This window comes from Micromonospora sp. RP3T (assembly GCF_003027925.1).
GTDB lineage: Bacteria > Actinomycetota > Actinomycetes > Mycobacteriales > Micromonosporaceae > Micromonospora.
In genome coordinates, this window is record NZ_PYPS01000040.1 from 1 (window position 1) to 15,539 (window position 15,539).

At 69.4% G+C, this 15,539-nt stretch carries 9 protein-coding genes and 1 pseudogene; 5 read left to right on the top strand and 5 right to left on the bottom strand.

All coding sequences use genetic code 11. The features are described 5' to 3' along the window. The first annotated feature begins 136 nt into the window (after positions 1-136). Together C8054_RS26425 and C8054_RS26430 are read left to right on the top strand one after the other, a co-directional pair. Complete coding sequence (locus C8054_RS26425; RefSeq protein WP_107161444.1) at positions 137-757, top strand: tyrosine-type recombinase/integrase; 621 nt, start codon at positions 137-139, stop codon at positions 755-757. 125 nt (positions 758-882) lie between these two features. Continuing rightward, positions 883-1,722 carry a hypothetical protein gene (locus C8054_RS26430; protein WP_146179976.1) on the top strand — a complete coding sequence of 280 codons (840 nt, stop codon included), beginning with the start codon at positions 883-885 and terminating at the stop codon, positions 1,720-1,722. Between the two features lie 6 nt (positions 1,723-1,728). Here C8054_RS26430 and C8054_RS26435 read toward each other — a convergent pair. Then, positions 1,729-1,908 (bottom strand): annotated as a pseudogene (locus tag C8054_RS26435) (transposase); the annotation flags it as partial. Between the two features lie 776 nt (positions 1,909-2,684). Here C8054_RS26435 and C8054_RS26440 point away from each other — a divergent pair. The 3 genes from C8054_RS26440 (at position 2,685) to C8054_RS26450 (ending at position 8,001) form a co-directional block, all read left to right on the top strand. Further along, positions 2,685-3,017, top strand: coding sequence for a CU044_2847 family protein (locus C8054_RS26440; protein ID WP_107161448.1), 333 nt, complete (start codon positions 2,685-2,687; stop codon positions 3,015-3,017). A gap of 5 nt (positions 3,018-3,022) precedes the next feature. After that, positions 3,023-7,330: a trypsin-like peptidase domain-containing protein gene (locus C8054_RS26445; RefSeq protein ID WP_107161450.1), complete on the top strand. Its 4,308-nt coding sequence runs from the start codon at positions 3,023-3,025 to the stop codon at positions 7,328-7,330. A 272-nt stretch (positions 7,331-7,602) separates the two neighbouring features. Beyond that, entirely contained in the window at positions 7,603-8,001 is a 399-nt protein-coding gene (locus C8054_RS26450; protein WP_107161452.1) for an MmcQ/YjbR family DNA-binding protein, read from the top strand. A gap of 747 nt (positions 8,002-8,748) precedes the next feature. Here C8054_RS26450 and C8054_RS26460 read toward each other — a convergent pair. The 4 genes from C8054_RS26460 to C8054_RS26475 form a co-directional block, all read right to left on the bottom strand. After that, on the bottom strand, positions 8,749-9,591 hold the full coding sequence (locus C8054_RS26460; RefSeq protein WP_146179977.1) for a hypothetical protein: 843 nt from the start codon (positions 9,589-9,591) through the stop codon (positions 8,749-8,751). Positions 9,592-9,620: 29 nt separating this feature from the next. After that, the gene (locus C8054_RS26465; protein ID WP_199199929.1) at positions 9,621-10,049 is read right to left on the bottom strand and encodes a peptidase inhibitor family I36 protein; all 429 of its coding nucleotides are present in this window, start codon (positions 10,047-10,049) and stop codon (positions 9,621-9,623) included. Positions 10,050-10,106: 57 nt separating this feature from the next. Then, positions 10,107-14,717 (bottom strand): glycosyltransferase, encoded by a 4,611-nt coding sequence (locus tag C8054_RS26470; RefSeq protein WP_107161461.1) that lies wholly within the window; start codon positions 14,715-14,717, stop codon positions 10,107-10,109. Between the two features lie 61 nt (positions 14,718-14,778). Further along, positions 14,779-15,468, bottom strand: coding sequence for a helix-turn-helix domain-containing protein (locus C8054_RS26475; RefSeq protein ID WP_107161464.1), 690 nt, complete (start codon positions 15,466-15,468; stop codon positions 14,779-14,781). Between the last annotated feature and the right edge of the window lie 71 nt (positions 15,469-15,539).

The window sequence follows — 15,539 nt, forward strand, 5'->3', positions numbered from 1 at the left end:
CCGGTGTTCGGGTTCTGCTTGGTCGCTGAACCAGATACCGGAGACCTCGCTACATCTCGAACACCGACACGCCAAGATCCTCACCCAACAGCTCAAGCCCTCGCACGGACTTCGACACAGGCCCTAGGCCGAGGCGTTGCTCGCCGCCGCCGCCAACATCGGCCCCCAGGCCGCCCGCACCGCCGCGATCGTCGCCCTGCTGCTCCACACCGGGCTGCGCGTGGGAGAACTCGTCGGCGCCGACGTCGAGCAGTTCGGCCACTACCGCAACCACCGCGTCCTGCGGTTCACCGTCAAGGGCGGCGGCCCGCACCTGGTCGCGTTGCCCGCTCCAGTCACCCGCCGCCTGGACGCCTACCTCGCCGGCCGGCCCGACGTGACCGAGTCCCGGGTGCCGGTGCCGGCCGGGCAGGCCGGGGCTCGTCCGCGCCGGCCCCTGATGGCCACGGCCAGCGGCGCCCGTGTCGACCGGGGCGCGGTGTGGCGGCTGCTGCGGCGCCTCGCCACCACCGCGAAGATCCCGGTCAAGATGAGCCCTCACGTGCTGCGCCACACCTGCGCCACCCTCGCCCGCGACGCCGGCGCCCGCCTCAAAGACGTCCAGGAGCGGCTCGGGCACGCCGACGCCCGCACCACCCGCCGCTACGACCACGGCGGTAAGCGCCTTGACCGGGCCCCGGCCCGCACCCTCGCCGCGTACCTCACCGCCGCAGGCGACGAGCATTCCCCGGAATCAGCAGAGGCAGAGGCGCCATGACCGCCAAGGCACGCACCCGGCACCGGCGGTGGTGTCGCCCGCGGGGATGAGGCCGCGCCGTAGCGCCGGCTGTGCCCGGCGCGGCGGGACCGGGTAGTCCGACCGATGCGGCTATGGTCCGCAGCATGGACGACGTGAGCAGCTTGCATTCCTCGGTGACCACGTTCGCCGAGGAGCACGCCATCACCATGGTGCCTGCCGTGCCAGTGCAGGGCCAAGGCGGACCGGAGGTTCTGCTCGACGCAGAGTGCATCGACCTGCCGAGCTTCCTGAATCTCGCGCGTCAGATGGGTGCGCAGGCCCTGTACCTGGATGCCGACCCGTTCGACGTGGAACTGGACCTGGCGGACGTCGAGCTGCCGCAGCATGTGCTTGCCCGCCGGGGGCAGCTCTACTCCGTCCAAGTGGCGTTTGTCGCGGGCGGCGTCGTGCACTACTGGGAGCACACCGCCGCCTGGTACACCGAGTGGGAAGACCTCATCGACGCCAACAGAGCCGCTGCCCGCGATAAGCTGGACGCCGACGACGATCGGCCGCGCTGGCTGAGCGAGGGCGAGAGCGAAGCGCTCGCGGCACCCGCCGTGGAGGCCCTGCTCGCGACGCCGGAGTTCCGCGCTGAGAAGCCCGGCGGCGGACGGTACCGGTTCGCGCAGCGCCACATCCCCGACGGCACGGACGAGCGGGTCACCAGCACGGTTGTGCGGCTGGCCTGCGACCGCGCCGACGACCTAACCCGGCAGCGGTACGCCGACATCGATGACCACTACGACCAGCTCGCCGCGAGCCTCCTCACCGACCCGGCCTTCAAACGAGCCGGATCGGCCGCAGCCCGTAAACAGGCCGCCGAGCGCTTCCTCGCCGCCTGGGCCGATGGCTGGGTGCCGCCCACCGTCCCCCGTGACGAGCTCTACGCCCGCGCCCAACGGCTGGCCAAGAACCGCACTCCCGCCCCAGCCCTGTACTAAGAACTCCTAACTCTGGGGGCGTTGGAGTTGGCGCCAGCAGATGAGGGAGCAGGCGAGGCTGAGGAAGGCTTCGTGGATGTCGTCGCGGAATTTCCAGCGGATGCGTAGGCGGCGGAACCAGTGCAGCCAGGCGATGGTGCGTTCCACGACCCAGCGTGTGGTGCCCAGACCGGAGCCGTGGAGTGTGGCGGTCGTCGCGGGGGGCGGGCTTGCGGTCGGGGCGGGGCGTCACCGTCGGCACGCGGGTGCCGTAGCGGCTCAACGGAGTCGCGGCACCGTTGGATGTGGTCATCTGGGTTCCTCCTTTGGTTGAGGCGCGCGGAGATGGCCGGCCCATCGGGTACATGGGTCGACGCACGGACGAACAGGGGGATGGGTGCAGTAGGGGGCGTTGCTGGTGAAGCGAGATGGTGCGGGTGGTGCGGTACGACCTCGGGGTCGCCGCGCGGCGCAGGGCGCCCACCAGCCGAAGGCGGGTGGACGCAGCGCACCGTGAGGTGGGGCAATCGGTCCTCGAGGCGGGACCGGACTGGTGGAGCGATATGGGGGTGTAGGTGGTACCGGTGAAAGGAGCGGCCGGACCTGTCAGCGCCGAGCGCCACCATGATCGTCAGCAGTGCAGTTGACCTTCCCTGTCAGGCGACCGTGAGGTTTCGGGTCGGCGTACAGCGGGACTGTGAGGGCGCTGACGGGGCGCCCTGACGCCTCCCGCGTTGGCCGGTAGTCAGCATGGTGTCCCCCGGTGGGAGCGATGGAACGATGATCACCGGCAACGCGAGATGCGCGCTTGCTGCCCACTGCTGGGCCAGCACGCCCGCAACCACATGCTGTTCAATCGCCGCCGGTCACTGCGCTCGATCACTACTTGTTAGGCTGGTGTTGCTGATAGTCAGTCATCCGAGTGGATCGCGGACGGTCAGTCCGGCGTCAGCTACCCGCAGGACGACAGGAAGTGGAGTGAAATGGTCGAATTCCTGGCGGTTCCGCTGAAAGAAGGCGGAACGGTGCTCGTGGAGATCGACGAGGTGGAAGGCCGCTCCGGCGTGGTGAAAGCGGGGCGTCCCGGCGAGATGCTGACGCGAGCCGCGCAAAGCATGGAGGCCGCCTTGCAGCCGGTGACAGCTGCAGCCCGCGCCGCGCTCGAGGAGCTGCGCACCGTCGAGCCTGACGAGGTCACTGTGGAGTTCGGCGTGCAGTTCCGCGCCGAGCTCGGCGCGGTGATAGCGCGGTCGAGCGGAGAGTGCAACTTCAAGGTGACCATGCGCTGGAGTGCCCCTACCGATCGGACCGACTGACTCCGATGGAGAATCCGGAGGGCGCCGACGCCGGCGGGCGACCGGAAAGAGTCACCGCGTCGGTGGAGTTCGTCCACGGAGTCGTCCAGATCCTGGATGACGACGGCCGAACGGCCGGCGCCGGGTTCCTGATCGCCGACAGGCTGCTCGTCACCTGTGCCCACGTGCTCGCCGGCGGCGCGAGCACGGCACCGAACACACCGGTGCTGGTCCGCTTCCCCCAACTGAACGACGAGCCACGGCGGGCTTGGGTATCGGTGCCGCACTGGCGGAGGCCCGGCGCGGGTGATGTCGCGTTCTTGCAGATGGCCGACCCGGCGCCGGTCACGGCCCAACCGCTGCCACTGGGCGCCGCCGGCTCGGGCCGGCGTCCGGTGAAGACCTATGGCTTCCCCACCACCGCACCAGACCAGGGACAGTTCGGGTACGCGGTGACCGGTGACCGGATCCGCGGCGACAACGACGTCGAGCTGCTGCAATTGACCGACTGCACGGAGGTGACCGAGGGGTTCAGCGGAGCGCCGGTGGTCGATGAGCGAACCGGCCTGGTGATCGGGATGGTGGACTCCATCGCCAGCCCGGACCGGCACGGTCGTGGACGTTCCACCTGCTACGTCACCCCCACAGAGACCCTGCGGGCGATCCACCCGGACCTACGGCTGTCGCAGATCTGCCCCTACCCGGGATTGCGGGCCTTCACCACCGAGGACGCGGCGTGGTTCCACGGCCGGGAACACGCGGTCGCCGCAGTGCTGGCCAGCATCGACCGGCATCCCCCGTTCGTCGCCCTGCTCGGGCCGTCGGGCAGCGGCAAATCCTCACTGGTGCGCGCCGGTGTGCGACCGGCATTGGGCCGGGCGGAGCTGCCCGGCAGCGACCGCTGGTACTGGGTGATCGCCCGACCCGGCCAGGACCCATACGTGAACCTGACTCAGGCCGGACTGCCGAACGCCGAGGCCGGGCTGGCGTCGGCGGTACGCCAGTGGCGGGACCGCAATCCGGACGCGGGGCGACTGGTACTAGTCCTTGATCAGTTCGAGGAACTGTTGCTCGCCACCGCCGAGGAGCCCCACGACCGACTGCTGCGGGAGCTCGTGGAGCTACCCGACCGGGAACCGGCCGTGACCGTGTTGTTGACCCTCCGCGACGACTTCTACAGCCGGCTCGCCGCCGCCGCTCCCGAGATGATGACCCTGGTGGAGCGAGGGCTGGTAAACGTGCCAGCCCGAGTGGAGGCGGTCGATCTCGCCGCCATCGTCGAACAGCCGGCCCAGGCCGTCGGACTGACACTGGAGCCCGGCCTGACCGAGCGGATCGCCCGCGACGCCGCGCGGGTCACCGAGCCGTCGACCGCGGTCGGGAGCGCACCGACCACGGTCCTGCCGCTGCTGTCCTCGTCGTTGGCCGAACTGTGGCGCCGCCGGGAAAACGGCAGGCTCACCCACGCCGCGTACGACCGGATCGGCGGTGTGACCGGCTGGTTGGACCGATGGTGCGACCAGGCGTACGCGGACGCCTGCGCGACCCTACCCGCACACCGGACGCCGATGGCCCGCCAGATCATCACCGCCCTCGTCCGCCCCGGTGACGAGGCCACCGGAGTGCCCGCCACCCGGCAACGGCGCACCCTCGACGAGCTGCGCGCCGCCACCCAGGGACCCAACAGTCCGGAAGCCACCGCGGTGGTGGCCGTACTCGCCGATCGTCGCCTGGTCACCACCGGCCGGGATCCCGTCACCGGCGCACCGGTCGTGGAACTCGCCCACGAGGCCCTGATCCACCAGTGGGCCGCGCTGCGCCACTGGCTCGCCGACGACCACGAATTCCTCACCTGGCGACGAGGTGCGGAGGCTGCCCATGCGCAGTGGCAGGCCAGCACGAAGGGCCGTCCCGGTCCGGACCCGGAGTTGCTGCTGCACGGCACCGCATTGGCCGCCGCCGTGGACTGGGTCGATCGCCGGGCGGAGGCCACCCCACCGGACCTGGCCGAGTACGTCCGGCTCAGCGCCACGGCCCAGCAGGACCGACTGCGGCGAGAGCGCCGCCGCGTCGCCGCACTGGCCGGTCTGCTCGTCCTCGCGGTGCTGCTCGGCGCGTTCGCCTTCGTGCAGCGACAGGAAGCGCGGCACCAGGCGGCGCAGGCCGTAGCGCAGGCGCGTCGGGCGGACGCCCGTCGCCTGGCCGTCGAGGCGGGCGCGCTGGCCGACCGGCAGCCCGACCTGGCGATGCTGCTCGCGTTGGAAGGGCTGGGTATGGACCCCGGCCCGGACGCTTGGTCGGGCCTTGCGTCCCTGCTGTCCCGCCCGGTTGCGCCGTCCCGGGTGCTGTACGGCCACCGGGCCACCGTCGCGGGCGTCGCTGTCAGTCCGGACGGAACCCTGCTGGCCAGCGTGGAAGAGACCACTCTTTTCCGGTCCGGTGACGTGCGGCTGTGGGACCTGCGCACCGGGCAACAGGTGAAGGTCCTCTCCGATGGGCCGACCAGCCAAGCAGTAACCTTCAGCCCGAACGGCCGATTCCTCGCCACCAGCGGTTCGGACGGCATCGCGCTGTGGGACCTGAGCCTCGACTCACCGACGGCGCATCGGCTGACCTCCCGCAAGCTGTTCCTCGGCGCGGTGGCATTCAGCCCCGACGGCCGACTGCTCGCCGGTTTTGACGACAAGGGTGGGATTCAACTCTGGGACGTGGCCAGCCGCCAGCCGTCCGGGGGACGACTCCACGCGAGATCGGGCAACCTCGTCGACCTGACCTTCAGCCCGGACGGCCGGTGGCTTGTCAGCAGCAGCGAGATGGGCATTGTGGACTACTACGACGTGTCCACCCGCCGGATCATCGACCGGCTGCGCATCGTGCAGGGTGCGCTCGCGGTGGCGTTCAGCCCCGATGGGAAGCTCCTCGCCGTCGGTGGCGAGGAGGGTGTGGTGCATCTGTTCTCCTCCGATCGGCGGCAGACCGGTGCAATTCGGCTCGCCGCCCCGATCCGTGACCTGGTGTTCCGGCCCGGACGGCCGGGCCTGGTGACCGCTGACTCTCGGGGCGTGGTGCAGGAGTGGGATCCGACGACCCGGCAGCAGTCCGGACCAGACCTGGTCGGGCATGTCGGCAGCGTCGAGACGTTGGCGGTCAGCCGGGACGGCTCACTGTTGGTCTCGGCCGGAGAGGATCAGCAGGTCCGGCTCTGGAGCCTCACGGTCCGGCAGGCCTTGGGGGCCGCCATCAAGGTGGACGCCCGTCGAGTGAACGAGGTCGCATTCAGCCCCGACGGTACGCGGCTGGCCACAGCTGGATTCGACGGCAGCATCCGGCTTTGGGTGGTGGCCAACCGGCGGCAGGTCGCCGGCCCCTGGAGCCCCGACGGAAAAGTCTTGGATCCGAACGACGTGATCAGCGGAAATGCACCTCGCCAGGTGGTGTTCGATCCGGATGGACGATCGCTGACGAGCCGAACCAGCAGTGCGATTTACCGGTGGGAGATCCCTTCCGGGAGACTCCTCGACACCCGTCCGGTGCCCGGCTCCATCGACACGCTTGTGCAGCTCGCCCCGGACGGCGAGCGGTACGCACTCAGGCCCGAAGACGGTGAGATCACGGTGCGGGAAATGACCACCGGCCAACCCGTCGGACCGGCGCAATCCGGCAAGCGCGTGTCCTCGATGGTGTTCCGATCCGACGGGCGTCAAGTCGCCACCGATGGTGAAAACCTCGGCCAGGTGAGGGTTTGGGACGTGACCAGCGGCGAAGAGATCGCCCAGGGACAGATCGCCGGCGATGACCCGGGCGGTTTCAACACCGAAGGTGCTCGAGCCTTGGCGATCAGCTCGACCGGCGACACGCTGCTGACCGTGGCCGATCCCTGGGGCACTGGGGCTCGGGTCTGGCGCCGCTCCGGCACCAAACTGCGCGATCACCGGCTACCTGACGAGGCTTCGGTCACTGCGGCGGCGTTCAGCCCGAACGGCCGGCTCTTCGCCACCGGCGGGCAAGACCGGTCGGTCATCTTTTGGGACGTCGACACCGCCGAGCCGGTTTCCGACCCGCTCACCCCACACCTGAGTGGAGTGACCGCCGTCGCCTTCAGCCCGGACGGCGAGCTGCTGGCCAGCGCCTCTGACGACGGCACCGTCCGACTCTGGGCCACCCCGGGCACCTGGATACGCCACGCTTGCGAGCTGGCCGGTCGGAACCTCAGCCGCGACGAGTGGAACCGCTACCTCGCCGGCCGACCGTATGTGCGCACGTGCGCGAAGCAAGCGGCCGGCTACGGAGCCGACGCGAAGGCCCCTGTCGCCACGTACCCGCCACCGTCATAGACGGGTCGCCAACGCCCACGAGAAACACCATGCTCCGCAGTACGCCCTGATGGCTCGCTGATCCCCGCGTGGGCTCCGCGGGACATGGCTGTACGCGCCGCCGTCACCCCGGCCATGACCGGCAGACGGCTGCCTCGCCACGACGGACGGGGACGTTAGAGCTGAAGGCCCGGGCCGCTGGGATCGGTGTCGGGGAAGCGGTGCGGGTTAAGTTGCCGCGAGGCGCGTGGTGCAGGGCGCTGTGGCCGCCCAGGATGTGCTTACCTTCTGGTGTGCCGCACCCGATCATGTTTGACGAGGCGGACCCGCTCCTGGGCCGGCTGCGGACGCTCGCCCTGGCCTTCCCCGACGCGGCCGAGAAGGTCTCCCATGGGCGTCCCGCCTTCTACACCACCAAAGTCTTCGCCTACTACGGGGGATCGGTGAAGGTCGACGGCGTCTATCAACAGCACGGACAGTCGGTGATCGTGCTGGTCGACCCCGAAGAGCGCACGGCGCTGCTGGCAGAAGACAGTTGCTTCGTGCCGGCCTACCTAGGGGCCTATGGGTGGGTCGGTGTGGACCTCACCGAGGACATCGGCTGGGATGAGGTCGGCGAGCTACTCGACGCCAGCTACCGACGTACGGCCGGGGCACGCAGGATCGCGCTGCTTGACTCCCGACGGCCCTGAGCACCCCGCAGTTGCTCGGCAACCAGTCTCAGTCGAGGATGCCGACGACAGCGTCAGCCCGCACCAGGCCTCTCATAGGCTGGGTCCGGTCCCGTCGCCCTGATCGCCCCTGATCCGGTGCACGCTCATGCCGCTGATAAGACGCGGCATTCCAGAGCACGTCCGGTAGACGAGCGGGCCGCGGAATCGGGTCGGGAGCGACTGAGCCACACGGCCCTGACCGGCGCTGACGCCAGCCAGGGCCGCTCGGGTAAACGGCCGTGATCTATGACGGACGACCAGCGGGACGGCGCATTCAGCCCGGCTGCAGCAACCCGGTCACGGGCCCGGATCGGGGGAGCAGGTTGGGAGCAGCAGGGTGCACTGAACGACCGTTCCTACCCCCGTCCGGTCCTGCAGGGTGATCGGCATGCCCGGCAGCAGGTGACGCCAGCGGGCTGGAGACAGTGGACCCAGGCGGACTGCGGTGCGGGTGACGGGCGAGAACCCGAGCGTCCCGCCGGACGTGGTCGAAACGCTGCTGCGCCACCCCGACCCGTCGGTCCGGCAGGGATTCGCGGTTTCAGGGGTTGGGCCGCTGCTGTTCTGTGGTGGATGGGCTGCGGTTGCGGCACGGTCGAGCGATGGACGTCCGGGTCCGATCGGTTGATCGGCCTGGAGGGCGGTGCTGGCGTTGCCGCTGGTCCCGTTCTCCAGGTCGCTCGCCGAACCAGTCGTGCGCGTCTCCGCACAACGGGTTCTCCTTCTCTAGCCGGAGCCGCGCCTGAGGACGGCCCTGGCGGTGATGGCGGCGGCCGCGCGGAGTTCGCGGAGTTGCAGCGCGCGGTCCTGCACTGGTGCTGCGGTGGCTGCCTGCACGGCACTGGCCGCTCTCGCGATTGCCGCCCCCAGCCCGGCAACCTGCTGGCATCTGGCGTCGGTCGTGGCGATCTCCCGCTCCTGCGGGGCTGGCAGACCCACGGCTGTCGCGCGGGCGTCGGTGAGCTGCACGGCCGGGTGACCGCGGTCGCGCATGCATGCTGACCATCTGCTCTGGGCCGCGCCGACGGCCGGATCGCCCTGCACCGTCCGCACCAGCGCTGTGGTATCTGCGTTTACCTGCATGTACGTCCGGTCCCAGCGGTTGCCGACCACCTGTATGTGCGCCTGGTAGGCGCAGGCATCGGATCGGTAGGTGAAGACACCGCCGTCATCCAGCACGATGTCGAGCCGGTTGCGGTCGGTGCCGAGCAGCGCCTGATACCAGCGATCGCGTTCGCTCGGTGGCATTCGGTTCACGAAGTCGGCGTTCGGATCAGGGTTCTTGCGGCGCGCCGCGGCGTCGGCGATTCCGTATCCGAATGCGCGAGCGTCGGCAACCGCGAGTAGGCCGTAGGGGTTATCAGGGACCGGGCCGATGACCACCAACCGGCTCAGGTACGCCAGCCCGCGGCCCGCCATGCAGTCCGCCACGAGCCGGTCCTCGGCGCTTGCCAGGAGTGCCTGCTCGTCGGCGGTGACATGTCCGGCACCGCCGAACGGGTACCCGATGGGAGGGGGTGTGGGGTGGGGAGACGCGACGCATCCCCCCACCAGCAGCAGCCCCAGCAAGGATGTGAGCGTTCCTCGCCGGAACATGTTCAGCACCAGATGTTGGAGGCGACGTTCAGGTAGAACGGCGGGTTCTGAGAGGCGAGGTTCGAGTATCCGGTGCCGCGCGGCAGGTATACGCTGGTGCCGCTGTAGCCGGTGCCGTTCCAGATCGTCACACCGCATGACGTGCCGTTGTTGAAGACCGAGGCGGCGTTGTCGAACTTGGAGTACTGCAGCAGGTTGGTGTTGTTGCCGGCGACAGTGCCCGGCACTCCGCCGTAGTTCGTCGACAGGTACGCGCAGAGTTTGGTCGACGGGCAAGCGTCGGCGCTGGCCGGTGCTGCGGTGGCGGTGAGGGTCGCGGCGGTCGTCGCGGCGAGGGCCCCGGCGACGGCGACGACTCGTTTGAGCTGAATGTTCATGGGTCTGCTCTTTCCGTCGGTCATCATGACAACGATCGATCGCAGTCCCAGCATGGTTGTTCGCGTGGGTGTCCTGAAGGTGTTTCCTGTCGCCTGTACGAGGAGGAAACGTCACGGTTCCCGAAGTTCGAGGGTGGCGACGCCCTGCGGCGTGCTGATGGCGAGCCGGCCGTCGGCGAGGATCGCCAGATCGGTCACGGGTGCGCCGATGTCGATGGCGGCCGCGGGAACGCCGCCGGCAGTCCAGACGAAGACTTTCCCGTCGTCGCCGCCGCTGACCATCTGGCCGCGGATGTGAAGGAGCCGGCGCACGGGCTGCTGGTGGGCCGCAACAGTTGGCTGTGTTGCTCCCGCGCCGAGGAGCATGGCGCCAGAGAGTGTCCCGGCGATCACCTGATGGGACATGAGTGCGACGCTCGTCAGCGGTTCCCTGGCGAGTGCCTGCACCGGAACTGCTGGGAGGAGATCGGGTAGTCGCCACACGCCCGCTCTGCCGTTTCGGTCCCCCAATACCAGCAGCGCACCGCCGGAAGCCCCGGTCGTCACGGTCATCGCTGTTACCGGTCCGAACGGTTCGGGTAGCGCGAGTAGTCGCGGCGCGGCGTGAGTGGCGGGATCGAGTAGCAGGACTTTGCCTTCGGTGGTCACACATACCAGGGTCAGCGAGCCGGAGATCGTCGTGTACGCCATTCCCTGCACCCAGCCGGGAACGCCGGTGGGTACCCAGGTCGGTGGGGCGTCGCCGCAGGCCAGCCCGATGAGCTCTTCGTGCGTCGCCGCCGCGTACCAGACCTGCGCACCGTCGGTATTGATCGCGGTGGTGCAGATGTCGTTGCCGCCAGGCACGCCGTGTGGTCCGTGGACCACGTCGCCGGTCGCGGCGTTCAGGACCGCGACGTCGCGCGCTTCGTTGATCGCGACGGTGAGCAGCCGGGACCCGGCGTAGGTGAGCCGCGACGGGTACCAGTGCGGCGTCGCTGTGCCGGGCCGCCCGCCGGTGAGCCCGCCAAGTGACCACAGGTGCACTTGGTCGTCGCCGCCGGCGCCGAGCACGACCGGCCGCCCGTCGACGTGGCCGACCGCGAGGCTCCACAGCGGTTCGTGGTGGCCGGTGAGTCCGGCCGGCAGCACGATGCCGCGGGCAACGTCTACGACATGCACCTCGTCGGCGGTCTCGGTAGCAGCGATGACCAGGTCCACCTCGCCGATTCTGGTGGCGACGACGGCGGTGACCGTATCCGCGTCGGGCAGTTGTGTCATGTGCGGAGCGTGGTCCGGGTCGGCGGTCCAAAGCCTGATGGTTCCATCGGTGTGCCCGGTGATCACTTCCGCGTCGGCGCTGAGGCCGATGGCGGAGGCGAGGGCCGACACGGCGGGACAACCGTCGTGCATCGCTCGGGTTCCGCGTCGCGTATCCCGGTACCAGAGTTCGCCGCCGCCGGTGGCGGCGAAGTATGCGCCCGAGGGTGCGGCTGCGATGGCGAAGATCTCGGTGTCGGTGATTTGCTCATCAGCGAGCAACTCGGTCGGCAGCACACTCCACGTGCGCACGACGCCGTCCTCATGCCCGGCCAGCACCTTCGGTGCCTCCGGATCCGGCACTGTGGCCAGGGCCATGACCGGTGAGTCCGACGGCGGTGTCCGCTCGCTCAGGCGCCCGCCGGGTAGGTCAACGAGGTTCAGGCTGCCATCGTCGGTGCCCGCGACGACGAGCGGCATGCTGTCAAGGTGAACGACTGTGAGGGCGAGCACGGGCGCCGGCAACCGGACACTGACGTCGACGGGTGCAAGGTCCACCCCGGCGACGGTGGGAGCGCCGATCGACGTCAAGCCGACCGTCTGGTCGTCGCTGCCGCTGATCGCCACCGTCTCGTTGATCGTCGTGGCGATGCCGATGTGATTGACGGTGCGGGCGTGTTCACGTACCACTCGATGCGACGTCGGTGAGCGCCACCACGCCGTCCGAGGCCACCAGCCGGCGTCTGCGGCGTACCCGCTCCTGCGGCACCAGAATTCGACGAGGTCGGGGTCTGCCGCGCGAAGGGCCGCAAGCGCAAGGTAAGCGGCCCGAAGGGGTGGTGGGGTGGCAGCCGCCTGCTGCTGTGACACCGACTCGTACGCTCGGACCACGACCTGCATCGGCTCCGGTATCCGGGTCAGCACCCGTCGGACCGCCCGTCCTCCGGCCGTCGCCAGCAGTACCGGATCATGCAGGAGTTCGGGCAGCGCGGCCGTATTGAGGGCGTGCTCGAGGATGTAATCGAGGAGATACGGATCGGCCTGCTCCCAGTCGCGGATGCCATCGCCGTTGGTGGGCACCGTCACCAGCAGCGTCTCCATGATCTTCTCCCGGGTTTCCGCAGCATCCTGAGGTGCTTCAGGGAAGGGCGCGGCGACGCTTGCCAGGTGCTCGGCCAGCGCGTCGTGAAAGAGTCGGTACGACGACCGGCCGATCGCTCTGCCGGTGCTGCCCGGGCGGCGGGAGACCGACAGCAGCGACGCCAGCGGTGTCCGGAACAGAGCGGCCAGGTCCGTGTCCTTGTATTCGCCTGGTGTACCGGCGAGTGCGCCGGCCAGCCGGGCCCATAGACCGGCCGGGAGGCCCTGCCCGCAGGCGAATGCGAGTGGTCGTAGTAACTCTTCGGCACGTGCGCGGTCGTCGGTCACGGCATCGAGGTAGTCGGCCATCGCCTGTCCGACTTCGTGCGGGAACCGGTGCTCCCGGGACGGTAGTTCGCCACGGGCGACGATGGCCACGGAGGCGAGCTGCGCCACGAGGAATGAGCGGCGGGCCGCCTGCGCCACAGTCAGGGCCACCCGCCGGATCCGCTCGGAGGATGCCTGGAATGACCGTTCCATGCTGAGTCGCTGCGTCAGTAGGCCGTAGGCGTACTCCGCGATACCGTCCTGATCGGCGTAGGCGTCGCTGTCGAGGTCGAAGGTGTCAGCCATCTGGTCGAGTCGGTGGGCGATGTGGCGGCGCCCGCCGATCAGGACCCGGGCCCCGCCCTGCCGGCGACACAGCGGTTGGATGAGGTCGCCGATCAGCGCCTCGACCTCGCTCGCCTCGTCGGCGGCGTCGATCACGACGCAGGTTCGGCCGGGTAGCTCGGTCAGCCGCTCGACGAGCGCTGGCGCGCCGGTGGCGGGCACGCCGGCCTGCTCGGCGATCGCCGCGACGATCTCGGCGAGCTCGCGGCCACGCGCGTGCACGGGGATGAATCGAACGCCGGTCGGGACCGGCACGGTCGACCTGGCATGCAGCCAGGACCGAGTCTCCCGATCGTCGGATAACGCGAACCAGGCGAGGACCGCGGACTTGCCGGATCCGGGATCGCCGGTGACGATCGCGCCCGTGGTCCCGGTCGTGTCCGCGAGCCACTCCGAGATGGCCCCAAGCACTGCGGTCCGACCGCTGAACAGCCGGCCAACTGTGCCGTTCGGGAGCGTGACCTGGACGCTGTCGATCCAGTGGCGGTCGCTGACGGCGGCGTCGCTGTGCGGCGCGGTGCAGACCGACAGGACGTCAGCGGCGGCTTTCGCCCAGCTGATCCGGGTGGCGAGCAGACGGCGAACCCGGTCGACACGTGCGAAAGCGGTGTCGAGGTCGTTGAGCACCCCGGCTAGGGCTTCCCCCCACCGCTGTGCGTCGAGCTCCGGCTGGTCGGTGACGGGCACGACCAGCTTGGCCGCGTCGCCTGGTTCCAGCACCTCTGTCAGGAGCATGCCAAGCCCGCTGCGTCCGCTCACCAGGACCGGCGTGCCGGCCATGATGGCCTCGGCGCCGACGAGCCCGAACGCTTCGGCCCGCGATGGCATGAGCATCACGCTTGCGCGGCGCATGTCGTGGCCGAGGTCGTCGCTGTTGGTGGTGTACCGGCGCGGCGTGACCCGCAAGGCCAGCTGGCCGGCGGCGCTGCGAAAGTCATCCCGCACCTGCGACTGCGTGGCTGATGGGGCGCCCCGCAACAGCACCTCGATGTCGTCGACATGGATGCGGCCATTTTTGACGGCGTGTCCGATTGCGGCGGCGGCGATCTTCAAGCCCTTGATGCCGGCGTCTTCAAGCCGACCGAGGATGAGGATCTGCGCGGGTCGGCCCGGTGGTGGCTGGCGTGGCCGTGCGTCGGTACCGTCGAAGCCGGGATCGAGTCGCAGCGGCGTTGGCACCCCGTGATAAGTGGAGAGGTTGCGGATCGCTTCCTCGTGCAGCCGTGGTCCGACCGCGGCCACGCGGGTCGCCGTCGTTGCCAGCGCCATCTCGGCCTCATACCTTGGCTGCGCGCGCTCACCGGCATCTGGAATCTGTTCGATCCGTGCCCACTCGGTCTCGTCCGGGGAGGTGTGAATGACATGCAGGCGGGCTGCGGCCGGGTAGTGATCCTCGACGAGAGCACTCGCTGCCGGCCCGGTGATCCGCCCGTGCCCAATGATGAGGTCGGGCTTGATGTCACCGGGCAGTCTGGGCCGGCGCAGCATCTGATTATGACCCTCAACGCCGGGTGTCGGTGGTACCGCCACCAACTCGACGCCGACCGCCGCAGCCGCCTCTGCCTCCTCGACGGTCATGCCAGGCACAGCGCAAAAGACCTGCGCGCCGGCTGCGGCAAGCGCGATGCACAGGTGGCGGTTGATCGTGGTGATCCCGCCGTGCGCCGAAAACCAGTCGGTATCCAAGGCCAGGACGGACAGCTGGCGCGGCGCGATGCCAGCAGTATTCACGGCATCCGATGCTACTGGCGGCGCGCCGGCCCCGGTCGTTCAAACTGCCCGCCATGACGGCTCAACGGCACGCCGGACAGCTGTCCCGGTCCGACCAGTCGATGAGATCGAGCTGCGCCGGGGTGATTGCTGGCTGGCCCAGTTCGGCCCGTATCGTCATCCGATAGGCCCACAAGGCGGCAGCGAAAGCGTGATAAACGCGGTGGTACTCGGTCGAATCCAGATCGGCGCCGTTGCGCACCTCGTTGCGGATGTGGACGAGTCTGCGGAACACGAACTCACCGGCCGTGACTAGCGCTGCAGAGCCGGATACGAGCAGGCGCTCACGTGCGCTGTAGAGCCCTGAGTCCTGCATGCTCCGCAGCGATTCCGCGCCCCGGTGCTCGGCGTCGGCGTCGGCGCGAGCGAGGTGTCGAAGCCTGTTGTGCGCCAGGTCCATCGCGATCAGCAGGTCGATGCCGCACTGGATCATGAGGCTGGACGGGTCGGCACGTGCCCGCGGTCCCGGCCCATCGGCTGGCCGGTCGTCCCATTCCATGCAGGCGGCAAGCTCGCCGCCAGTGTCGAGGACGACGTCACACAGTACGGCCAGCTGCAACGTGCCGCGCGCCTGGCCAGTCTCGACCTTGCTGAGATACCCCTTGCTGTAATGCACCTGACGCGCCAGCGCGGCCAGAGACAGCTGTGCGGCTTGTCGTCGCCGTCGCAGCGCTGGCCCAATCGGCTCGGGGCCGTACGGATCAGCAGTCATCTATCCATAACTATGGAAAGGAAGGGTAGCCCGTCCACCGATGCCGTCCCAATGTGCGCCGGTCGTCAAGA